Raw genomic sequence first — 24102 nt, 5'->3', positions numbered from 1 at the left:
GATGGAATACGTTTTCTAAGTTGCTAAGATTAAACATGTTTAATCCTCAACCTATTACGGGTTGCGGATGGAATACGTTTTCTAAGTTGCTAAGATGGGGTGAGCTGTGGCGCTTACTAGCGGTTCGTTGCGGATGGAATACGTTTTCTAAGTTGCTAAGATCTGTGGCATCAGGGAAAGACTTCCTGGGGAGTTGCGGATGGAATACGTTTTCTAAGTTGCTAAGATCACGCCAAACAATGGAACGTCGACGACGGGGTTGCGGATGGAATACGTTTTCTAAGTTGCTAAGATGCTCTCTTTTTAAAGGGCGCGACATTGATCGTTGCGGATGGAATACGTTTTCTAAGTTGCTAAGATTCATTGGCTTAACCGGCCAACCGCTTTGGCGTTGCGGATGGAATACGTTTTCTAAGTTGCTAAGATTCCGCGCGGAGGATGGGCTGACCTGTCGGGGTTGCGGATGGAATACGTTTTCTAAGTTGCTAAGATAGGAAGGCGATAAGCCTTTGATTTGGTTGAAATAAATCGTTAAATGCGATCGAAAAAGCTGGGCGGACGCGCCTAAAACAGCTGAAGCTGATCCACTTTTTTGAGGCTTTCGGGGCTGCCCCCATAGAAAGCTTTAATATTTTCATACTGTTTATCGGTAATTGTGATAATTTGCACTCGACCCTGATCGGGTAGCTGGTCTTCAATTTTTCGCTCGAAACTTTCGACTCGCTCTTTACTCGATACCAGCCGAAAGTACACCGAGTATTGTGACATATCGAAGCCACAGTCGAGTAAATAGTTACGAAAGCGAGTGTATTCTTTTCGATCTTCTCTTGTTACCACGGGAAGGTCGAACATCACCATCATCCACATTAGTCGGTACCCATTGAGAAAATGGACTGAAGACATAGCACAGCCTTAATCCTTTCAGCCACTAGTCAAAAACTAATGTGGGTAACTTTAACCCTACCTCCTTCACTTGGTAGCTCTTCACCAACGAGAAAGCTAGCTTTTGCATTGAGCCAGTTACAGTTGTCATTGCATCATTGGTTTTGATGTCTGCCTGTAAAAGTTTAGCAAGCAATCGCTTTTCGTCAGGTGTTACCGACTTATTTTTTGGTAGTTTTATTACCATAAAATCAACCAACGGGCGGTACACCTCCATTAAGTCATCGACCAAACAAAACGGGTTGCCTTGGTTCTTATGGTAAACGCCCAGTGAAGGCGTCAAGCCAGCAGCCACAACCGCTCGCGCACAGGCAGCGCGAATGATGCTATAGCCATAGTTTAGCGAAGCATTGATAAAGTCTTCGCCATCACTATTGCGACGAAATTCAGCTCCTAAAATGGCACGCCAATACACTTTTGCTGCCTGGGCCTCAATATTCTGCGAGTCACCAGAGCCTACTTTTGACGACATCTTAGCCAGTTGTTTGATTACCACCTCATCTGCGTCAAGGTTTTCTAGAACAAGTGCCTGGTGCTCAATCTTTCTCGCGACCAACATCTGCCACAAACGTTTTTTAAGCGGAACGCTCGCGTCTATTTGCTGACGCAGTATTTTAGTCGAGACGTGATGAGCGCTATAGGGAAGCGTTAGCGAGATTGGATGGTAGTTTTTACCGCAAATAACAATTGGAATGCCTTCTTCTGCCAATCTAACCATGACCGGCTTAGACAATGTCGCTTGTTCCGCAGTGAGAATTAAGCAGCAAAGCTCATCAATTGTAACTCGCCCGAGCTCTTCCTCGGCACACATTACCACTAGAAAGCCACGATTTAGCTTTACGTAGCGGCCGTTTTCAGCAAGTTCTAAAACATTCCATTGCATTGACTATAATCTAAGCTTCTTGAACTGGTGATTTGAGAATAAAGTATTAATTGAAATATGGTTTTGTTTTTCATTCACAGCTTTTAGATTCTCCCTAACATCCAGCTTGTTTTTCGAGGCATCGTAGCCGGCAATACGTATGTGTTCGGCCTCTCCTGTAAGTTTGTTTGTCATGGTAAAACAATCTTGCTTATAGATCCGAACTAACTTTTTCATCGCAGGATGCCTGCCTACTTTGAACGACTCCGGGTCATGATGCTTTGCATCAGCGAAAGCAACAAAGTCTCCCTCAAAGCGATATAGCCACTCTCCTGATTTCTTATCCTTTTTATGAGGAATCATCCACACATCGCAAAATGCGTATGAATTCTTTCCATAGCCTTTATAGCTTGCGCTTTTAATTGCCTCAATACTTGTATTTGGTACATTGATTCGCACTTTATTAATACCAGTTTTTTTCGCAAAACTAGCCTTTTTATCTATAAAGTCTTTTCCAGGCCCTAAACTGACTTTAAATTCTCTCAAGTTTTCCACGGTTAGGCGTCCGGTTAAATGTTTGATAAGGTTCTGTCGAATTTCAGAGTCCCTGATTGCAAGAACCTCTTTTTCGGTAAGAGCTGTAATAGCTTTTCTCGTTACATATTTGGTGTCATCTTCAGTGCTTTTAATGCCATAGGCCGTATCATTGAACATTGAACCGGTTTGAGTTCTATCCGGTTTATAGGATGCAACAACCAAATCGAGTTTTTTAAACAGCTCTTTTTTTAGCTCAGGAATATCATTTACTCGACTTTTAAGGAAGTGATATAAATCCTTTTGCGTTTGATCGACGGTAGAACGGCGCGTATTTAATCGGTTGATGAGTGAACGTGAAGTAAGTCCGACCACAAACGCATCAACAATGTGATGCCTATGGTCTTCCCGATAATGCCCTGTCGCTCGGTCTTTGAAATTATTAAGCTGCCAAACATCACGCAACACTGCCGTCATCATGCCATTAACGCTAACCACGTTGTGCTGTGTACATAAACAGGAAAGATACTGGTGTGCTTTCCGCGAGATATACTTGGTGTCATTGAGTTGGCGAGCAATCATATCGCCCTTTTCGCCACCATAGAATCGCTCATAAGCGTCTTCTTTAAAGCGTTCATATTTTGAGGTTTGACCAAAAACACTCAACGCACGCTTTAGCATATCGTCATAACTATATTGGCTACCAGCGCCTGCAAACGCCTCATGCGGGGTTAGGTTCCCCTTTTGGTTGTTTTCATTCTTAAATGCCAACGTTTTGTTTGCCATACCGTCATCGTAGCATCGACTAAATGGGACTATATGCTCAATCTCTACCTCGCCATTGAATAGCTGTGAAGCGCTTATGCATTGGCCTGAAAATACACTGAACCGCGCGCCTTGCTTGCCTAGCTCTTCCCACAGTTTTACTTTTTGGAAGTCTCTTCTGCTGGGATTAATGATGCCGAGTTCATCGACAAGAAACCGGCGAATCTCATCATTTTTGATTTTGTTTTTCCGTTGCTGCTTTTCAATTTGCTCTCTTGCGTCTTTTGAGTTTTTAAGGTCTCTCGTCAGCTCCGCATGAATTTTAGCCGGTACAGAACCTAACTTGTCGATAACACGATTCACCACAACTCGCAGTTGGTTTAAGGCAACATGGACTGTGGGATTGGCTATTTTCCCATACTGATATGCGTCGTCGTCGCGCTCTAACGGGCTTTTGTTTTTGTCCGCTTCCGGCTGCGCTCCCCAAACAGATTCCGGCATGACTTCGCCATAATAAGGAAGGCGCTGCAAGACTTCGCCTGTATTCCCGTAGGTGTGGTTAAATGGATGCCCATTATCGTCTTTTAGTTGAGCAACAGCATCGCTATAAACTAAACCCTGATCCCGCATAACAGGATTTATCTGCTCCATAAACTTACGTGAGACACCCGCTGTATCTCGTTTAAAGCGATAATTACAGAGATTTTCAATTTGTTCGTCAGATAAATTTGGAATACGTTTTTTTAGCTCTAGCGCGACCTTCTCTGTTTCCATAACGACTTTTTTGCCGTTAATTTCTTCAAGCGGTTCAATTAAAAGATCGGCGATACCATTCAATGCAACGTAATCTATTTTTTCTGCGATCGCGCCTAATAATTCCTTTTTCATAAAGTCGACAAGCGTTTTGTTTCCCATGAGCTTGCCGTTGCGGCTTGCAACATCGAGATTAAACTGCGCATCCGACGGAAAAAGCGGTGACTTTTGCTCCTTTAGCTTAAGCATCTGCTTAAAGGTCATCGTTTTGTGAGACCTAAGGTAGTCGTAAACTGCCTTACGCTGTCGATCATCTAACGAATACTCGATATTTTGCGACTGATAACGAAGTGAGTTAACTTCTTGATAAATTCGATAATCGTGAGAAATAGGAAGATCAATATGCGCTCGGTTTTCTTCTGGGTAGTAACGACACTTACCTTTCGGTACAGGCTTGAGTGGATATTGCCAAAAAGCTGTTTCCTTTAGTGCCGCCCATTGTTCATCATTTAGATGTATGTTTCCCTGTACTGCTTTAATCCGCTCAAATTCATCTAGGTACATCTGCCGATCGGCGTAGAAATCAGTTTCTCCATTGCGGAAGCGAAATGGCTTTTGATCGTGCGCTTTCTTGTCTTTTGCTAATGCTTGGTTTTGTTTTTCCCGCTCAAAAAGGTATTCACCAAGGGTTTTTCCTTCAAGCTTGTTCCTTAATTCGGAAATTTTTTCTTTAAACTCGCTTTCCTCTGATTCTCCAGCCAGGCGATTAGATTTGAAGCCTCTGCGCCGTCCAATGTGGAAAATAGCGCGGCCTAACGTTTCTTTGTCGACAAGTTCTTGCGCAGCCGCTGCCCGCGCATAATAGGGTGATACAGTATCGAATACTTTTTTCCGCTCTCTCTCATCAACAGGGAATAGGCCAAACTCAATCAGCTCTTTCACCAAACGTCTGACACGGTTTTGGCCTCTATCTCTATTACGGCGTATGCCACGGGCTATACGCCTAGAAACAGCTAAGGGTTCTTTAGTTTTGGGGTGCCGCCCATCAGGAAATATTCGAACACCCAGGTCAAGAATACTCTTGGGTTCATCGCTATCATCCAGCGCAAATGCTACATAACCAATTGAAGAGGTGCCTAGATCTAATGCAAGTAGGTAGGGCGTATCCATCGAAATTCCTTTTTACGTTTAATTTAATTTCGAGTGGTTGACTCTAACAGCAAAAGGGATTACTTTCTATTTCGTGACGACGGTCACACTTAGCAACTTAGAAAGCGTGTTCTCTCTGTTAACAAGTTGTAGAACACAAAATAGATAACCCCGCTACGGCGGGGTTATCTATTTTGACACCTAAATCATTTTTATTCTTTCATTAGCGAAGGATGTTGCTTGTTATGTGGCGCTTAATAGTGTCTCTTTATTTTTGTTAAGTTTAGTTTTTGTTTATTCGTTCCACACTTATCTAACGCCCACCCAGTGGCAAAGATAAAACTCCCGCTTATACGCGCTTAAATCGCTTATATTCCCACTGATATTGCGCAGGGGCTTTTCGCACTAACGCTTCCACTTGTTCATTCATCGCGGTGAGGCTTTTTTCAATATTGTCAGAATATAAATCTGCCGGGGGGGCATAAAGTTTCAAGGTAAATCCCCCAGGAACGCGTTCTGCGAATCCAAATACGACCGCACATCCTGTGCGTTGTGTCAGCTTATGGACTAAGGTCATGGTCAGTGCTGGCTGGCCAAACAACGGCGCAATTTCTCCACCGTTAGTTTCCGGAACTTGGTCAGGCAAAATACCAATGAGCTCATTGGCTTTCAGTTTTTTTAAAACACTGCTCACACCTCGAAGATTAGCTGGAGCGAGTGTCCCACCATTTCGTGTTCGGCCGGTAATCATTAATTCGTCTATTGCCTTTAACGACGTTGGCGAGAACATATAGGTCACTGGATATTGCTCAGCTAAATAAGGCCCTATAATTTCCCAATTTCCTAAATGAGGGATCAATAATGTTAATCCCTTACCTTGAGCAAAGGCCTGATCGATAAGCGATTGGTTTTCAACGTTTTTGATATATTTTTCTAACCGCCGGTACGGTTGTACCCAAATGCTAGCCGCTTCCATGGCGGTGCGACCGGTCTCTATTAGGCTTTGTTTAGCGAGTCGCTGGCGAGCGGTATGGTCCAACTCGGGTAAACACTTCTCGATATTTTCAAGCGTAATACGCAGTGTTCGGCCCTTACTCCACCAGGTACATAAACCGACCAGGGTGCCAATATGGCGGTTGATTCCGAGGGGTAACACGCCAAACAGTCGGATTAACTTCGCACCGATTTTGCCGCGAAGCTGGTCGCGCTTGGAGGGATTTGCCATGATGACTGCCTAAACGTGATTGTGTTGCCTAATCAGACCGACGAAGCTTACCGAAAAACCCAACATTTGAAAGCTTTCTTGCCGCACCTGCCATATTAAAGCCGCGCAGAGGCCGCTATAATTGCCGGCTTTCGTTATTTTACTGCCCATACGGGCTTATGCGTCGCAGAGGACATCGTGTCAGAGAATCAGGTTGATGTATCCACCTTCCAAGGGCTGATTGCTGCCCTGCAAGACTACTGGGCCAAGCAAGGCTGTGTCATTTTACAACCGCTAGATTTGGAGGTGGGCGCCGGTACCTTCCACCCTGCCACGTTCTTGCGTGCCATTGGCCCTGAAACCTGGAACACGGCTTATGTACAGCCTTGCCGCCGCCCCACCGATGGCCGCTACGGTGAGAACCCCAATCGCTTGGGGCACTACTACCAATTTCAGGTGATTTTGAAACCTTCGCCTAGCAATATTCAAGACCTATACCTTGATTCCCTTAGGCTGCTGGGTTTTGATCCACTAACCCACGACATTCGCTTCGTGGAAGACAACTGGGAATCACCCACCTTGGGTGCCTGGGGATTAGGCTGGGAAGTTTGGCTCAACGGTATGGAAGTCACCCAATTTACCTACTTCCAGCAAGTCGGTGGCCTGGAGTGCTACCCTGTTTCCGGCGAGATCACCTACGGGCTTGAGCGCTTGGCCATGTACATCCAGGGCGTGGAGTCCATTTTCGATTTGGTCTGGACCCGCGGCCCCGACGGTACACCCGTCACCTATGGCGATGTGTTCCATCAAAACGAAGTCGAGATGTCACACTACAACTTCACCCACGCCAATGTGGACTTCCTTTTCCAGACCTTTGATACCTGCGAAAAAGAAAGTGAAAAGCTCATCGAAGCTGGCCTACCACTGCCCGCTTACGAAATGGTAATGAAGGCCTCCCATGCCTTTAATTTGCTCGATGCGCGTCACGCGATTTCTGTAACCGAGCGGCAACGGTTTATCTTACGCGTGCGCACCTTAGCGCGTGCGGTTGCACAAGCGTATTTTGATGCCCGCAAAAAACTGGGCTTTCCATTAGCACCCGAGGCCCTGCGCCAAGAAGTTTTAAGCGCGGAGGGAGAACAATAATGGCTAACGATTTATTAATAGAACTCGGTACAGAAGAATTACCACCAAAAGCGCTAAAGAATTTAGCCACCGCGTTTCACGATGGTATCGTTGCTGGTTTACAACAACGCGACCTAACTTTCGACAACAGCGCATGGTTTGCGACACCTCGCCGTTTAGCGGTTCGTGTCACTGCATTAATCGAAGCGGCACCCGATAAAGAATTAGAAATTCACGGCCCACCCGTGAAAGCAGCAAAAGATAAAGACGGCAACTGGACCAAAGCGGCCGAAGGTTTTGCGAAGAAAAACAACGTCGCGCCAGAAGAGTTATTAGAACTCGATACCCCTAAAGGCCCTCGTCTAGGGATTAAGTCGACTGCAAAGGGCGTTACCGCGCAAGACAGCGTTAGCGAGATTATTAAAGAGTCTCTCGATAAATTGCCAATTCCAAAACGTATGCGTTGGGGGTCAAGCCGTGCCGAATTTATTCGCCCGGTACATTGGCTTGTTGTGCTTTATGGCAATAGCGTTATTCCTGTTGAAGTCCTCGGCATTACGGCAACACAAGAAACCCGTGGCCACCGTTTCCACTGCAATACGAGTTTTGCCATTAACAACGTCAATGGTTACGAAGCGCAATTAAAAAGTGAAGGTCATATCATTGCGGACTACGCGCGTCGTCAAGCGATGATTAAAGAACAAGTTGAAGCCGAAGCGAAAAAACTTGGCGGCGTTGCCGTGATTGATCAAGACCTTCTCGATGAAGTGACCGCGCTGGTTGAATGGCCCGTTGCGTTGGCCGGTTCATTTGAAGATCGCTTTTTGGCAGTCCCCGCCGAAGCATTGATCTCCTCCATGAAAGAGCATCAAAAATATTTCCACGTGGTCAACGACAAAGGCGAGTTGCTACCGAATTTTATAACGGTATCCAATATTGTTAGTGCTGATCCTCAACAAGTGATTAACGGAAACGAACGCGTCATCCGTCCACGCTTATCAGATGCGGCATTCTTCTTTGAGACCGATAAACAATCCTCGCTCGAAAGCCGTGTCGAAAAATTAAAAACCATCGTCTTCCAACAACAACTCGGCACTTTGTTTGAAAAAGCCGAGCGCGTTAAAGCCATTGCCGGCTATATTGCTGAAGCAATCGGTGCAGACAGCAAAGACGCTGAACGTGCCGCGTTATTAGCCAAGGCTGATTTGGTCTCTGACATGGTATTAGAGTTCGATACTATGCAGGGTATTGCCGGGTACTACTATGCGCTAAACGATGGTGAATCGGAAACCGTTGCCGAAGCGATTAAAGACCAATATCTTCCTCGCTTCGCGGGTGATGCATTGCCCTCATCGGCGGTTGCTTGTGCGGTCGCTCTCGCGGATCGTATTGATACGCTCACAGGTATTTTTGGTATTGGCCAACCGCCCACTGGTTCGAAAGATCCCTTTGCGTTGCGTCGTGCGAGCCTCGGTGTATTGCGTACCATCGTTGAAAAAGATTTAGACCTCGACCTGCGACCGCTGCTTGAAAAGGCCGCTTCGCTACACAACAGTTTGACCAATAAAGATGTGGTCAGCGATGTACTGAGCTACATGATCGAACGCTTCCGTGCTTGGTACGAGGAAGAAAACATTCCAGTACAAGTATTCCAAGCGGTTAGCGCCAAAGAGGTCACTAAACCGCTCGACTTTAATCAGCGTGTTAAAGCGGTCTATGCGTTTAATCAATTATCTGAAGCCGAAGCGCTGGCAGCCGCCAACAAACGTGTATCCAATATTATTGCGAAATACGACGGTGATATTCCTACTGCCGTCGATAACAGCTTGTTAAGTGAAGCAACGGAGAAAACCTTAGCGGAATTAGTTGCGTCACAACAAACTGCCGTTGCGCCGTTATTTGCACAAGGTGATTACACCCAAGGCTTGAGCCAGCTCGCAAGCCTGCGTGAAGCGGTGGATGCATTTTTCGATAATGTGATGGTCATGGCCGATGATGAAGCCGTTAAGCAAAACCGTTTAGCCTTGCTAAATCAATTACGCGGTTTGTTCCTCGAAGTGGCTGATATTTCGTTATTAGCGTCGGCTAATTAACAGAGCATTGTAATGACCAGCTCTAATATCACGCAGCTCGTTATTCTCGATCGGGACGGCGTTATTAATCACGACTCTGATGCTTACATAAAAAGTGCTGAGGAGTGGAACGCCATTCCCGGTAGCTTAGAAGCCATTGCAAAACTCTCGAAGGCAGGTTTCAGTATTGGTGTTGCTACGAATCAATCTGGGTTAGGTCGTGGTTTATTTGATCTCGACGATCTCGAAGCCATGCACGCAAAAATGGTCGATGGCGTCACCGATTTTGGTGGCGAGATTACGGGTATCTTTTATTGCCCGCATCATCCCGATGAAGATTGTAATTGCCGCAAACCGCGCACTGGCTTGGTCGATGCGATGGAATCTGAATTCGGTATTGCCGCCAAAGGCGCGCCCTTTGTTGGCGACAACTTAAAAGATTTACAAACTGGTCTAGCGAAAGGCTGCGTACCCATTTTGGTCCGCACCGGTAAGGGCGAGCATTACGCTGACAACCTTCCCGATGACGTTCGCGCAAAAACCACTATTGTCGCCGACCTAGCCGAGGCTGCAGATTACATCCTCAAACACTTTTCAGTGTCCAATTAATTCTAAGGTAATTCAGCCATTATGATTTCTGTCATTCGTTCGGTGATTTTCAATATCGTTCTTTACACGACCGGCATCATCTACGGCACACTTTGCCTGACATTTATTCTAGCGCCTAAGCGCGCACGTTTTCATTTGGTTTTGTTGTGGGTGCGATTCGCGATGTGGTGGATGCGCATTGCTTGCGGCATAAAAATCACGGTCATCGATCATAACGACGGCCCTTTAAAAACACCGCACGTAGTGCTCTCTAAACACCAAACTATGTGGGAAACGCTGTTTCTGCAATATTACTTTTTGCCCATCAGCACTATCTTCAAACGCTCGCTATTAAAAATCCCTTTTTTCGGCTGGGGCTTATCGCTATTGCGGCCTATTCCCATCGATCGCTCATCACCGGTTAAAGCACTAAAAGACGTACAAGAAAAAGGCGTGCGCCGCATTCAAGAAGGCCTACATGTTTTAGTGTTTCCAGAAGGCACACGCATTCCCGTAGGCGAGGCTGGCAACTATGCACGAAGTGGTGCAGACATCGCTAAAAAAGCAGGTGTCGATATTGTCCCAGTCGCGCACAATGCCGGTGAATGTTGGCCCGCAAAACAATTCACCAAGCACCCCGGCGAAATCCGTGTCGTCATTGGAAAACCCATTTCCACTGAAGGGCTGCACAGTAAAGTGTTAACGGAAGAAGTTAAAAATTGGATTGAAGGTGAAATCGCGAAAATGCCGCCAGGGCGAGCGGATGCCCAACGTGTTGAGGAAGCCGCCTTAGAGAATAACTAGCACAGCTCAATGTAGTAATCACTCTAGTTTTTCTCATTTTGGCACACAGTACCTAGACTATTCGGTTCGTATGGGAAAGAATGCACGGCTCAAAAAGGAAAGTGCTTTAACAAGGAGATTTGATGCCAGCCATTGCACCAGAAGACGTCCTGTTTTACATCGCTGAGCGCGATATGTCGATTGATCAAACACTACGTGCTCTCTACAACCACCCTTCCGAAGTCACAAGAAAACACTTTATTGCCGTAAATTCTCACCTTAAGGGTAACTTCATCCGCGCAGGTCAAATGGTGATCGTGACTCCAGAGAACCCGTTAGGTTGCACGCTGTGGGAAACTCAAATGTCGATTGCGGCTAAGCATGTCGACTCCGAACTCGATCGTCTAACCGCCCAAGAAAGATCAAAACTTGCTGCCAATTACGCTCTACTAAGTAACGCTGCAGGCTACTCCGGCACAATGTATGGTTGGACAAATACTTATTTCCAGCAAAAGAAGCAACACGTTGAACGCGTCCTGAAGCAAATTGAACAGCTGTATAAAAACTCTTACGACACCACAGGGAACCTAAAGGGTAAAAATTTTTTCCAACAACGCCGTGCTCTATTTTTGCAGCTCGACCAAACTATTAATGGCATGCTCGAAAGACAGCTATTCGGTTACGAGGTCAACGCGAATCGAATTAAGTCAAAACTTGGATTAAGCAGTAAAGCCATTGTGCATCAGTGGAATACACAAGGTGGCTCCACTTCGATTGATGGTTTTAAGTCGAACTACACCAAACTTACCAACACAGCTCGTACCTTTAATCGACTGGGCTACGTCGCTATTGCTTTGGATGTAACTGCCAGTGCAGCGACTATAGCAGAAGCTTGTGCAGTCGAGCCCGATTCTGCATATTGTTCAAAAACAAAGTATGAGCAAACCGGGCGCGTAGTGGGAAGTGTTGGCGGTGGTGCAGTAAGTGGTACCGTAGCTACCTATTTAACCTGCAACTTGTTGTTTGGTCTCGAAACGGCAGGGACTAGTTTACTCTGGTGTACCATCATAGCGGGCGCCGCAGGCGGGTATGGTGGAAGTCAACTTTTCGGTTCGTGGGGTAAAGATGCTGGATCAGAAATTTATCACCGAACACACACTGCAAAATAACTAGTTACTGCTATGAGCGACATGCAATTTTGGCTAACTTGTGTAGGTTTTGCAGTGATGTGGATCAACCTAGGTTTAGCTATATACATTTATTTTTCGTTTCAGCGAAAGATTGCTAAAGCGATTGAAGGTGTCGAGTACTATAGTGCTGGCCTGATTCTCAGTATTTTTAAATTGCCGATGTACGGTCATTATTGCTTGTTTCCTAAACGTGCCCAACGTGATGGTGTTGATAATCTCTTTCAATCGCTTCCTACACCGCAAAAAGTAATGCTAATTACTCATTGGGTTACACTCTTTTCCTCTGTTTTAATAATCGTTTTAGCACAAGCCTTTTGAAGCCGTATTTCGGTTCTAGTTTTTCCTAGGTTATTTCAAGCATACACTTGTAGCTAAACACATAGATTAGATAATGGTAAGTACAAACAATAGCTCGAGGCCATTCATGAGATTCTTACCCGCCCTACTCTTGGTTACAGCAACTTTCACACATGCATCAGACCTTACCGTAAAAACCACATCAGTTAGCTGTGAAGGTAAGGACGAGTATGGCAGATACGAATACCAACTTGGTTTGATTGTTCAAAACATAGGGAAAGATGAAATAACCATTATTACTAAACCAAACAGCATGTCCACGCTGCTGTACGAAACGCCTGAATTAACACTTGATAATAGTGAAACAAAGATAAACAAGGTGCCCATCATTCCGCCGGAAAGTGAACTTGGTATTGTGGTTTTGCAGCCAAACGACGGGGCTCAAATTTATCGAACCACCAAAGAGCGGAAGCCGTTAGCTGACAAAGTAGTGGTCGCCTACCAAGGGTCTGCTATTTACGGCGGCCGGTATGGTAATTGGGTCGGCTTGGTGAAAGGTGAACCAACGACTGTGTATGACAATGATAAATGCAAACCATAAATCTCTTTGCAGCTATATGCACTGTCTATAACCGTCCTAAGTTTAACGCGCTTGATCACAAGCAAGACAAATTTGCAGCATAGGGCGCTACAGTATTTTCTTTACATCTAATTAGTTATTAAACGTAGCGGGAATCGATTTGATTTTTGAAACCAGCCTACTAGATAATGTACACGCAGCTTTATTCCTGAAATACAGCGGTTTCAGTTACATGGACGAAACCTAATTCAATTCGCCTAATTACGGCGCAGCCTTTCAAATGGTCTTAAGGAGAAAACCTGATGAAAGTATTCAACATAGTCTTCAAGGTTCATCAATCTAGCATTCACTCTTTAACAAAGGGCTGCTTTTTGCTCTTACTGGCAGCCTATGGCTTAACATCCCAAGCCAATAGCGATGACATCACCATAAAAGGTCGTGTGTTTTATAACGACAACCGGTCATACGGCCACTGGGATAGGCGTGAAGACCTTCGAGGTAAAACTGGCGCTGAGATATCGAACTCCAAGACACCGAATTGGCTAGGTGCGTATAAATGGACTGTTGAGATACTTGAGCTTGATAAGCTCGAGCCAAATGGGAGTAAAGGCTGTAAAAAAAGCCAATCAATTACGACGGTATCTGTTAAATCAGATGGCCGCTTCGAAGCTGTAGTCAGCGGCAAAGACGGATGCCAGTACAATGTCCCGCAGATACTTGATCTGCAGGTTAGAGCAAAAATGCGCTATTGCTTTGGAGAATGGTGTGTATCTTTCCGAGATTCTAGCGGCAATGTCTACGCACAAGATATTCCCGGAGCGACCTATAATAAACCACTTAAATTAAAGTCCGGCCAGACTCACGATTTAGGTGATTTCTATTATCCAGTAAAAACTAGCAAGAATACCGCTACAGTTAAAGGCATTGCCTCAAACTACTATGCTTCGCTAATCGACGCTGCAGTCTTCCTTCACGATGAGTCAAATATTCCGTTTTATAAGGACGAGTTCGGTGAGCTGTCTTACTACTACCCTTCATCCGAATCGGATACAGCAACCGCTAAATCACCGAATAAAGTCGTAATTTCGAGTTACACATTCGAAGAAGAATCCGATACAGGGTTCGAGATTAGCTCGGTTCCCAAATGGATATCTGGTAAAACATCCGTCCACGAGTATGGCCACATACTGATGCAAAGGGCTTGGGGTGGCGGTTACGGTTTTCCCGGCACCGGGCGCTCGGCAAACGACTTTGAAGTGGCTAGGTCACCATCCCCTCAGGTTGCGTTCAAGGAAGCATGGGCGGAGTATATAGTTAAGGCAGTATTTTCTGCTGAGGCTGGGTGTGATGACTCTGGTTTTGATTACAATAATGTAAAAACATTTGATCAATTAAGTCAAAAGCAAGATAAACAAGCGTTATTATTATTAAGCGACCAAAAACGAAAAGATTTATATACGCAATACACAAATAGCAATACTAAACCCAATACCTATGGACCCATTTTGGCTCCTATCTCGAAAGGGGCGAATTATCGCTACAATAACTTAAAGTTTCTTTGTGATTTTGCAGATGGTACACACGCTATCGCGGATTCCGGTAGTTCCGGTAGTTCCGGTAGTTCCGGTAGTTCAAAATCTACTAAGGTTAGGCCCAAACTGTCTCAACAGATAAAAGCACCTATTCGTCAAAATGGTAGTGTTGTCTCTCTTTACAGCGAGCCTCTTCAATACCCATCAGACTCGGCACTTAACGATAAAATAAGCACTTCTGTGTATGAGATGTGGGAGACGCTCCGCTTAATGTACGGGAAGCACCTTGAGTATGGAGGTAACTTCCATGACCCAGGGTTAAACGTATGCGACTGGTCAGATTATTACGTGAACGTAAAACATTCTAAGGAAAGCTCTGGCGATACGCTACACAAGAAGATTGAACGCCAGGTTAACAATATTCTATCGTTAAATAATCTCTCATGCCCTCATGTATTTTAAGTACTCGGTGCTATCCTGATAGCTCAGGACATAAGCCTCAATATTGCTTTTCATTTCTATAAGACCTGGCACAGAAAGAATGCCGGTAAACACCAAGTGTTGGGCTGCCCAACGGCCTTGACCTTGGTGGCCCGGTTTAGAATATTAACGTTTGCTAACACGTTTATCTGCATAGCGATATTTTGAAGGCTGTGTCGCAGTCTTTCGTTATATTAGATATGCTATCCGGCATTCTATAGATTTTCTCTTCCAACATTAACTTTTTCAAATTATAAAACAATGCCTGGCTTACCTCTCACACGAATACCTGCAAGCGATTCCAAACAGCAAGCCATCAGATGCTTGGTAAGCAATACCGAGCACCTGCCGGAAACTTCGCGGGTTGCCCGAGTGGATGACGCAAAAGCATTCACTACTTTCTTGTTAGATCCTAGAGTATCTGCACCTATTTACACACTGCCAACAGACATCAATGTCGACACTGTAGCTAAATTTATTGCGCGTCATCTGGATGAACGTACTCAAGGAGATGGGTTGTTAATGATTGATATCAATGATTCTGGAAAGGTCGTTGGTTATCACGACATTCAATTTTGGCCAGAGTGGTCGGCATGCGAATTGGGCGGTGCCATTAGCCCCGAGGAACAGAGTAGTGGCAAGGGAGGCTCCGGTGCTCTTGCCACATTCAATTGGCTATTTGATGTTGTCGGTGTGGACTTAATTTGTGAAACTGCGGCGCTCGATAATATCAGAACGGCAAAGCTGTTAGAGCGTATAGGTTTTAAATATATGGGCGAAATCGAAAGCACGTTACCTGGAGGAGGCACTCGCCCTTCGCGCTATTGGGAGTTAAGTAGAACCGACTGGTTGAAAAGTAGAGAAGATTAATTCGTCAGTTAAACAAGGCGCAGGCCAATTTGGTTAGCGCCTTGAGTGTTTCTTTCAATAGTTTTTCATCTCAACATCTTAGTGTTGCTCTTAGTCCTTATCCGAACGTTTAGCTTGGTTTTGTTCGCTTTGTTTTGACGAATCACCATTAATGATTCTTACCTTCGCATCCGCTGCAGAGCCATCTTTATCCTCACCAAAGTAAAGCGTCTGATGTGGGAATGGGATCTCGATATTGCGATCGTCGAATACATGTTTCATGCGGCGATTGAATTCTCGCCCGACCTTCCAACGATCATGTGCTCGCGTTTTAACGCGCGCTTTGATCACCACGGCACTATCTGCAAACTTGTCGACACCGAGCACTTCTAAAGGGTCTAGCATTAAGTCTTTGAACTCGTCGTCGTTACGCATCTCTTCATCAATTTCCTGCAGGCACTGCATGACATCATCAACATTTTCACGGTAAGCAATACCCACATCAAACAGATAGTAACTAAACTCTTTGGTTAGGTTCGATACCGTTGTCACTTCCCCAAACGGCACGGTATGAACTGTGCCATCCAGATCACGCAGTTGTATTTTGCGAATAGTAATTTTTTCAACCAACCCGAATCGATCACCAACATTCACTACATCACCCACTTGCATGAGGTCTTCAAAGATCACGATGAAACCGGTAAGAAAATCTTTAACTAACGTTTGGGCACCAAAACCAATGGCAATGCCCACCACGCCAGCACCAGCCATTAACGGCACAATATCAATCCCCAATTCTGAAAGAACGATTAATGTACCCAATATCGACAGAACAAAAAGCAGTACGTTTCGAATTATAGGGGTTAACGTTTGAATTCGGCTTTCAGCCAGACGATGGTTTCGCGACGCCCATACTTCCATGAGTGCGTTGAAAACTTCCCAGATCCCTAAAAGTAGCAGTAAAACAACCAATATACCGATGGAAAAATTTAACAAACTCACTGCTTGTTCAACAGACAGAAATAAACCGCCCTGCCCTTGAAAAAGTTTTGCAGTCGCATAGACGAGCACGAGAAAACCAAACACATACCCCGCTACAATCTGAAGTCTAAACAAGCTGGAGAAACGCGACTTCGAGAAATGTAATTTTCCCCATGAATACTTAAGCCGCTTTTTGACGACTTTTGCCAGTGCATGATTCCCGGCTACGACGACGCCTATCACTAACAGTGCGATTATGAGGGCGAGGAGATTACCAACCGATGAATCACTCAATCCCAATTTCTTTAACTGGCTAAGCGCTCTCCCTACCAAGGTGTCGTTTTTTGGCGAGATATTAAACCAATTCATAATGGGAATGACGGGCTCAGCCGTATCGCCAGGCGCCTGCTCTACCAGCGTTTTTAAGTTCGCGATAAATTGGGTCCGTGCGGTTTCACTTTCCAGCGTGGTAATGAGTTCTTCGATATTGGAAACGTCTATGCTATCTGCTTCAGTCGCCGTATCGGACTGGGCTGAATTAGCGCTATCTTGCGCGATGGCCGACATAGTGCTGAATAACGTTAACAATACAAAGAGAGACGCTGAACGCCAAAATCGGTTCATTCATTAGTCCTTAGGAGTTTGGTTTTTCGATGGTTACCTATTTGTGACTAGTATTACCCAAATACATTCCCCATAGGTGTGTAGAGGTCATTATTTTTTAGAATTGTCTGTACAAAAAAAGCGCTCGTAGTTGAGCGCTTTTTCAGGAGGCGTAACAATCGGAGCCCGTTAAACATCCAAATTTGCAACCGCCAGAGCATTAGTCTCGATAAAGTCACGACGCGGTTCAACTTGATCACCCATTAATGTGGTGAAAATTTGATCAGCTGCGATTGCGTCTTCTACTGTCACTTTCAACATGCGGCGTGTTTCTGGGTCCATGGTGGTTTCCCAGAGTTGGTCTGGGTTCATTTCGCCGAGACCTTTGTAGCGCTGAATGTTGTAGCCACGACGTGAAACATCCATTAACCAGACAAGTGCTTCGTCAAAACTAGAGACAGGTGCTTCACGCTCACCGCGTTTGATGAATGCACCCTCTTCCAGTAATCCGTTCAGAGCATTACCCAATTTCACTATCGATGCGTATTCAGCAGAGCTGAAGAAGTCTTGGGACATGTTGTATTCGGTATCGATACCGTGAGCAACGAGGTCAATTTTGGGGAGGAAAATATGTCGTTCTTCGTCTTCTTTGACAGTAACCTCCCAGCGGTGGCTACCTCCAGAGTTAACAGCCGCTAACTTAGCTGCTAATAGAGCCACCCATTCCTGCATTTTTTCTTCGTTCTTGAGGTCGTCATCTGTGACTTCCGGAAGATAAACTAGGTGCCCCAGCACTTCACGCGGATAGCGACGAGATAATCTTTCGATGGTCGCCATAACTGATCGGTATTGGTTTACCAAAGACTCCAACCCTTCGCCTGCAATAGCCGGCGCGGTAGGATTCACATGCAAGGATGCTCCGTCCAATGCCGCTTGGGTGAGGAATTGAGTTAACGCATCTTCGTCTTTCAAATATTGCTCTTGCTTGCCCTTGCTAATTTTATAGAGCGGTGGTTGAGCGATAAAAACATGACCACGCTCAATCAATTCTCGCATTTGCCGGAAAAAGAATGTTAAGAGCAAGGTGCGGATGTGCGAACCATCCACGTCCGCATCCGTCATAATAATGATGCTGTGGTAACGTAATTTATCGGGGTTGTACTCTTCTCCACCGATGCCACACCCCAATGCGGTAATCAGCGTGCCGACTTCCTGGCTAGAAAGCATTTTATCGAAGCGGGCTTTTTCCACATTGAGAATTTTACCTTTCAGCGGAAGAATAGCTTGAGTACGACGGTCACGACCCTGCTTCGCTGAACCACCCGCCGAATCACCCTCCACCAGGTAAATCTCAGAAAGTGCTGGATCTTTTTCTTGGCAGTCCGCTAGCTTTCCAGGCAGGCCAGCAATATCTAACGCGCCTTTACGTCGAGTCATTTCGCGGGCTTTACGTGCTGCCTCTCTCGCTTTGGCTGCTTCAAGCATTTTACCAACGATCAACTTAGCTTCTTGTGGGTTTTCGATAAGATAATCACCGAAAGACGCCGACATCTCTTGCTCTACTGCGGGCTTAACTTCTGACGAAACCAACTTATCTTTGGTTTGCGAGGAGAATTTTGGATCAGGCACTTTAACGGAAATAATAGCGGTTAAACCTTCACGAGCATCATCACCCGTGGTGGCTACCTTGTCTTTCTTCGCTACGGCTTCTTTTTCGATGTAGCTATTGAGGCTTCGAGTCAGTGACGCTCGGAACCCGGCTAAATGCGTACCACCATCACGCTGAGGAATATTATTGGTATAACAGAAGATATTCTCTTGGAAGCTGTCATTCCACTGTAATGCAATTTCTACCCCGATGCCGTCTTCACGTTCGCAGTTAACGTGCATCACCTTATTAATGGGGTTTTTGTTTTGGTTAAGGTATTCAACAAATGCTTTAAGACCACCCTCATACTCGTAGACTTCTTCTTTTCCGCTGCGCTCGTCTTTCAAGACGATGCGGACACCAGAATTAAGAAACGACAGTTCACGCAAACGTTTTGCGAGGTAGTCGAAGTGGAATTCGATGTTGCTAAAGGTTTCTTTGGAAGGGACAAACCGTACAGCAGTACCAGAGGCCGTAGTATCGCCGACGACAGCCAATGGCGCTTGTGGGACACCATGCTTGTATTCTTGCTCCCACACCTTACCTTCACGGCGGATAGTGAGCTTAAGGTCTTCCGAAAGGGCGTTCACCACCGATACCCCAACGCCATGCAATCCGCCGGAGACTTTATAGGTGTTGTCATCGAACTTACCACCCGCATGAAGTACGGTCATGATAACCTCGGCAGCCGAAACGCCCTCATCGTGCATTTCAGTGGGAATACCACGGCCGTTATCGCCTACGGATACTGAATCATCAGGATGGATAGTGACGAAGATCTCCGAGCAGTGGCCCGCCAGCGCTTCATCGATAGAGTTATCTACCAGCTCGAACACCATGTGGTGAAGGCCGGTACCGTCATCCGTATCGCCAATGTACATCCCTGGGCGCTTGCGAACCGCATCTAACCCCTTGAGTACTTTAATACTGGAAGAATCATAGGACGTTTCTGACATACTTAACTCCATTGTGCTGCCTTCAATGAACAAGCGCTATTGAATAGGTCAGCGGGTCACACTGATCATTGTTAAAATAGAAGGAGAATCCCCGTTTGCTGGTCTGCGGTCATTTAGGTCGCAGTCAGCTAAGTACTTTCCTTATTATTATCTGGTGTTATTTGGCCGTGTTCCACGTGAAACACCTGGGCATCCAGACTATTACCTTGGTGATCTTCTTTATCCCCTGTCCACATAGTGAGCAAAGGCTTTTTATCAACGCCGGTTATTAAAATTTGCACATCCAACGCCATTAGCCACTTTGCTAGCAGCGCTTGATGAACTTCATCCAACTCCGCCGGCAAGTCATCAATCAGAAAAACACAACGACGCTGCGTAAGTTGGTTGAAGACAGCCCCTTGGGCAACTATAAGCCGACAAGTTAAAACTTTTTGCTGGCCTCGCGAGAGGACATCAGCCGCAGGGTACTTATTGGCGGTGATTCGAATATCAGCGCGATGCGGCCCATAATAGGTATACCCACGCTGCAAGTCTTGCTCTAACGACTCTGCTAACACTTCTCGAAAACCCTGCTCGACCTTCCAGCCGGGTCGATAGTTGAACTCGATATCAACGCCATCCAAGATCGCGGGGATATCCGACACCGCTTCATGGAACGTATTAAACGTGCGTTCTCGAATGACGTGTATTTGTTCCGCCAAAGAAGCAAGTTGCAGGTCCCAGGGTTGGAGCTCTGAGCCTGATATTCTACCACGTCGGAGTAAACTATTCCGTTGTTTCAAGCAGTGCTGGAGCGCTTTCCAAGCAGGTAAAAACAAAGGTTCCACGTGGAACGCCAACCAATCAAGCAGTTGCCTTCTTCGCTTGGCACTACCCTCTATAAACTCAAAACTGTGTGCATCAATTGCCAATACGGGTAGGTATTCAGCTAACGCCGATGCCGATGAAAGATTCGATCCATCAACACGAATGACGGACTCGCCTTTGACACTCTTTTGAACGCCAACCTTGTGCGGCTCACCAGACGTAGATATCTCACCAAAGACGGTGAGCAGTTCGGAATCGTAGTTAATGAGCGGCTTCGGTCGATAACTTCGAAAGGAGCGCCCCAAGGCCAGAACATTTACCGACTCGAGCAAACTCGTTTTACCGGAACCATTTTTCCCATAGAAAAGATTGAGGCGCGGGTGAAGTGAAAGGTTAATGCCTTTTAAATTGCGGAGGTTTTGTATTTGCAGCGAGTGGACGGCCATCGTAATCGTTGAGCTAGGCCGTCCACTGCTTAAAGGAAAGCATGGATAAAGTAATTACAGGCGCATCGGCATGATGACGTAAGCGGCATCACCGTCATCAGCATCTTCAATCAAACAACTGGTATTCGCGTCAACGAACGAAGCCTTTAAGCTATCACCTGCTAATACATTAGTAATATCCAGCAAATAGCCCACATTAAACCCAATCTCCAAAGAGTCGCCAGAATAGTCGACGGGCACCGCTTCTTCAGCTTCATCTTGCTCAGGGTTATTTGCTACCAGGGTCATTTGGCCTTCAGATAGCGTGATGCGCACACCGCGATACTTCTCGTTTGACAGGATGGCAACACGCGAAAAGGCTTGGCGCAACTCTTGGCGCTTACCAAATAGAATATTGTTACCACCGCGAGGCAGTACGCGCTCGTATTCAGGGAATTTCCCGTCGACTAGCTTAGTGGTAAACGTAAAATAATCGGTTGAGATCTGGATATGTTTGTCACCCATAACAACCTCAACCGTCGCACCCTCTTCATCGCTCAACAAACGGCCCAGTTCGATAATCCCTTTACGAGGTACAACGGCTTGATAACTGGCATCAGCGCCTGCATCCAGCGGCTTTGTGCACATGGCGAGCCGATGACCATCAGTGGCCACGCAGCGAAAATGTTCGGGACGAACCTCCCACAACATACCGTTAAGGTAATAACGCACGTCCTGCTGGGCCATTGCGAATGAGGTGCTATTAATTAGGCTTTTTAATGTAGCTTGCGGGAACGTGAACTGCAGCTCGCCACTACCTTGCTCCACATTGGGGAAATTACTACTCGGTAGAGTGGATAACTGGAATCGACTCGATCCACTTTTAAGAATAACTTTCTCGTCTTCTTGAGTAAGTTGAATCTCTGCTGTGTCCGGTAGAGACCGAACAATATCGACAAATTTCTTTGCTGGAATGGTGATCTCACCACTTTCACCCATCTGGTTCAGATGTACTCGGGCTACAATCTCTACCTCAAGGTCGGTGCCAGTAAGAGATAACTGATCTCCTTCAAGCACTAGCAATACATTCGACAGTACCGGTAAAGTTTGACGGCGCTCAACAACACCGGATACCAGCTGGAGTGGTTTTAATAAAGCCTCACGGGAAACACTAAACTTCATGAATATTTCTCTTCACCGCACTATGTAGATAAGAGGATAAGGCAATCGCACGACGGCTATTGCCTGATTAATTAACTATTCCATGGGCCAAAATGCGATGCATTCGAACGGCTCTAGAAGACGCCCAATTATCGAGTGACTAAGCTACAAGCACAACCGTTTTGCTATGGATCAGCTCGAATAATTATGAAAAATTAATGGTTTAGTGATCCATTAGGTCGTTAGCGAACGCAACAAGTTTTTCGTATCTTCACGGATATCCGCATCTTCTTCTTTAAGCTCTTTTATCTTGCGGCACGCGTGCAACACGGTTGTATGATCGCGCCCACCAAACGCATCACCTATCTCTGGCAAACTGTGATTGGTCAACTCTTTTGCTAGAGCCATAGCGACCTGCCTAGGACGCGCAACAGACCGACTGCGACGTTTTGATAACAAATCACTGACTTTTATTTTGTAGTACTCAGCAACAACGCGTTGAATATTATCAACACTGACCTGTTTATCCTGCAACGCCAACAAATCTTTCAGAGCCTCGCGCACCAGGTCTACATCAATTTTACGACGCATGAAATGTGCATTGGCAATGACGCGTTTTAAAGCACCTTCAAGCTCCCGAATGTTGGATCGGATTTTTTGCGCGATAAAAAAAGCCGCATCGTGTGGCAAGTCGATTTTCACTTCAGCGGCTTTCTTCATCAGAATAGCGACTCGCGTTTCTAACTCTGGCGGCTCGACCGCTACAGTTAAACCCCACCCAAAGCGAGATTTTAGACGTTCCTCCAAACCACTAATTTCTTTAGGGTAACGATCACAGGTCAAAATAATTTGCTGTCCGCTTTCTAACAATGCATTAAATGTGTGGAAGAACTCTTCTTGAGATCGATCCTTTCCAGCAAAGAACTGAATATCATCAATCAATAGCGCATCCACTGAACGGTAGTAGCGCTTGAAATCATTCATGGCATGTAACTGCAACGCTTTAATCATATCGGCAACAAAGCGTTCAGAATGCAGGTAGGTAATTTTGGCATTAGGGTTTTTCTGCAACATCGCATTGCCCACAGCATGCATTAAGTGAGTTTTACCTAGACCCACGCCACCGTATATAAATAAGGGGTTATAGGAGCCACCGGGGTTTTCCGCTACCTGGTGAGCCGCCGCCAAACCTAATTGGTTAGACTTACCTTCAACAAAACTATCAAAAGTGAAATTGTGATTTAGATTGCTGCGATGACTAATCCCGCCTTCAATATCGCTGCGATCAATCTTAGTTGTTGTCGGCCGCGTGCTGGTGTGAACCGAAGCACTAGTAACCGGTGTAGTGTCTGGAACGATAATAGCGCTTGAAGACGAAGAAGCAGTCGATGGTTTAGGTTCTGAGCGGTTTGTGGTGATCGGTTCGTTACGCTGCTGACGATTTTGAAACTGGCCAACAGGCGAAGCTAACGTCCCCAACACCACTTCAAGCGTGTTACCCGGGCAATACTGGTGAACCAACTCATTAATACGCGTGAGAAATTTCTCAGATACCCAATCCGAGATAAAACGATTAGGCGCCAGCAAGCGTAACGTCTTTTCATCGCCCTCCACTCGCAACGGTCTTATCCAGGTATTAAATTGTTGAGCAGGTAACTCATCCTGCAGATTGGCAATACACTGATTCCAAACAGATTGCGGCAACTCAGCCCCCATTATTGTTATTTTCCTTAACTCTCTATCAGATAAATTCAGCGGTAAAGTACAACGACAAACCAACAACAGCTCGCTACAACTAGCTTGCAATGACTACACA

At 45.7% G+C, this 24102-nt stretch carries 18 protein-coding genes and 1 CRISPR repeat array (1 of these 19 only partly in view); of the genes, 9 read left to right on the top strand and 9 right to left on the bottom strand.

All coding sequences use genetic code 11. The annotated features are described in order from the left end of the window. Positions 1 to 492: a CRISPR direct-repeat array (repeat unit 36 nt; unit sequence GTTGCGGATGGAATACGTTTTCTAAGTTGCTAAGAT); it reaches 401 nt to the left of the window's first position. Between the two features lie 72 nt (positions 493 to 564). From cas2 to ACZ5NB_RS00075, 4 genes are all read right to left on the bottom strand, one after another. Next, a complete protein-coding gene (cas2, locus tag ACZ5NB_RS00090; protein WP_460230723.1) occupies positions 565 to 903 on the bottom strand; it encodes a CRISPR-associated endonuclease Cas2 in 339 nt (112 codons plus the stop codon). Between the two features lie 25 nt (positions 904 to 928). Then, the gene (cas1, locus tag ACZ5NB_RS00085) at positions 929 to 1825 is read right to left on the bottom strand and encodes a type II CRISPR-associated endonuclease Cas1 (protein ID WP_460230721.1); all 897 of its coding nucleotides are present in this window, start codon (positions 1823 to 1825) and stop codon (positions 929 to 931) included. Positions 1826 to 1828: 3 nt separating this feature from the next. Beyond that, on the bottom strand, positions 1829 to 5026 hold the full coding sequence (gene cas9, locus ACZ5NB_RS00080) for a type II CRISPR RNA-guided endonuclease Cas9 (RefSeq protein ID WP_460230720.1): 3198 nt from the start codon (positions 5024 to 5026) through the stop codon (positions 1829 to 1831). Between the two features lie 328 nt (positions 5027 to 5354). Continuing rightward, a complete protein-coding gene (locus ACZ5NB_RS00075; protein WP_460230718.1) occupies positions 5355 to 6230 on the bottom strand; it encodes a lysophospholipid acyltransferase family protein in 876 nt (291 codons plus the stop codon). A 177-nt stretch (positions 6231 to 6407) separates the two neighbouring features. Between ACZ5NB_RS00075 and glyQ the strand changes: the two genes are divergently transcribed. The 9 genes from glyQ to ACZ5NB_RS00030 all read left to right on the top strand — a co-directional run bounded on the left by glyQ (position 6408) and on the right by ACZ5NB_RS00030 (position 15726). Next, entirely contained in the window at positions 6408 to 7355 is a 948-nt protein-coding gene (gene glyQ / locus ACZ5NB_RS00070; protein ID WP_460230716.1) for a glycine--tRNA ligase subunit alpha, read from the top strand. Then, positions 7355 to 9427 carry a glycine--tRNA ligase subunit beta gene (glyS, locus tag ACZ5NB_RS00065; protein WP_460230714.1) on the top strand — a complete coding sequence of 691 codons (2073 nt, stop codon included), beginning with the start codon at positions 7355 to 7357 and terminating at the stop codon, positions 9425 to 9427. Before glyQ ends, glyS begins: the two co-directional genes overlap by 1 nt. Before the next feature lie 12 nt (positions 9428 to 9439). Continuing rightward, on the top strand, positions 9440 to 10015 hold the full coding sequence (gmhB, locus tag ACZ5NB_RS00060) for a D-glycero-beta-D-manno-heptose 1,7-bisphosphate 7-phosphatase (RefSeq protein WP_460230713.1): 576 nt from the start codon (positions 9440 to 9442) through the stop codon (positions 10013 to 10015). Between the two features lie 21 nt (positions 10016 to 10036). Then, positions 10037 to 10798, top strand: a complete 762-nt coding sequence (locus ACZ5NB_RS00055) for a lysophospholipid acyltransferase family protein (protein WP_460230712.1) — start codon at positions 10037 to 10039, stop codon at positions 10796 to 10798. Positions 10799 to 10920: 122 nt separating this feature from the next. Then, a complete protein-coding gene (locus tag ACZ5NB_RS00050; RefSeq protein WP_460230711.1) occupies positions 10921 to 11946 on the top strand; it encodes a hypothetical protein in 1026 nt (341 codons plus the stop codon). A 12-nt stretch (positions 11947 to 11958) separates the two neighbouring features. Beyond that, positions 11959 to 12285 (top strand): hypothetical protein, encoded by a 327-nt coding sequence (locus tag ACZ5NB_RS00045; protein ID WP_460230709.1) that lies wholly within the window; start codon positions 11959 to 11961, stop codon positions 12283 to 12285. A 106-nt stretch (positions 12286 to 12391) separates the two neighbouring features. Then, positions 12392 to 12865, top strand: coding sequence for a hypothetical protein (locus tag ACZ5NB_RS00040; protein WP_460230708.1), 474 nt, complete (start codon positions 12392 to 12394; stop codon positions 12863 to 12865). Positions 12866 to 13146: 281 nt separating this feature from the next. Continuing rightward, positions 13147 to 14838 carry a hypothetical protein gene (locus ACZ5NB_RS00035; RefSeq protein ID WP_460230707.1) on the top strand — a complete coding sequence of 564 codons (1692 nt, stop codon included), beginning with the start codon at positions 13147 to 13149 and terminating at the stop codon, positions 14836 to 14838. A 279-nt stretch (positions 14839 to 15117) separates the two neighbouring features. Then, positions 15118 to 15726 (top strand): GNAT family N-acetyltransferase, encoded by a 609-nt coding sequence (locus ACZ5NB_RS00030; RefSeq protein ID WP_460230706.1) that lies wholly within the window; start codon positions 15118 to 15120, stop codon positions 15724 to 15726. A gap of 90 nt (positions 15727 to 15816) precedes the next feature. Here the strand turns inward: ACZ5NB_RS00030 and ACZ5NB_RS00025 are convergent, their stop codons facing one another. The 5 genes from ACZ5NB_RS00025 to dnaA all read right to left on the bottom strand — a co-directional run bounded on the left by ACZ5NB_RS00025 (position 15817) and on the right by dnaA (position 24002). Continuing rightward, positions 15817 to 17310: a mechanosensitive ion channel family protein gene (locus tag ACZ5NB_RS00025; protein WP_460230705.1), complete on the bottom strand. Its 1494-nt coding sequence runs from the start codon at positions 17308 to 17310 to the stop codon at positions 15817 to 15819. A 168-nt stretch (positions 17311 to 17478) separates the two neighbouring features. Further along, entirely contained in the window at positions 17479 to 19893 is a 2415-nt protein-coding gene (gyrB, locus tag ACZ5NB_RS00020; RefSeq protein ID WP_460230703.1) for a DNA topoisomerase (ATP-hydrolyzing) subunit B, read from the bottom strand. A gap of 128 nt (positions 19894 to 20021) precedes the next feature. Then, positions 20022 to 21146 (bottom strand): DNA replication/repair protein RecF, encoded by a 1125-nt coding sequence (gene recF, locus ACZ5NB_RS00015; RefSeq protein WP_460230701.1) that lies wholly within the window; start codon positions 21144 to 21146, stop codon positions 20022 to 20024. Positions 21147 to 21200: 54 nt separating this feature from the next. After that, complete coding sequence (dnaN, locus tag ACZ5NB_RS00010; RefSeq protein WP_460230699.1) at positions 21201 to 22307, bottom strand: DNA polymerase III subunit beta; 1107 nt, start codon at positions 22305 to 22307, stop codon at positions 21201 to 21203. 213 nt (positions 22308 to 22520) lie between these two features. Next, the gene (gene dnaA, locus ACZ5NB_RS00005) at positions 22521 to 24002 is read right to left on the bottom strand and encodes a chromosomal replication initiator protein DnaA (protein ID WP_460230698.1); all 1482 of its coding nucleotides are present in this window, start codon (positions 24000 to 24002) and stop codon (positions 22521 to 22523) included. Positions 24003 to 24102: the final 100 nt, after the last annotated feature.

The sequence above is a fragment of the Aurantivibrio plasticivorans genome (assembly GCF_055392955.1).
This window is presented reverse-complemented; position numbering and strand designations above follow the sequence as displayed.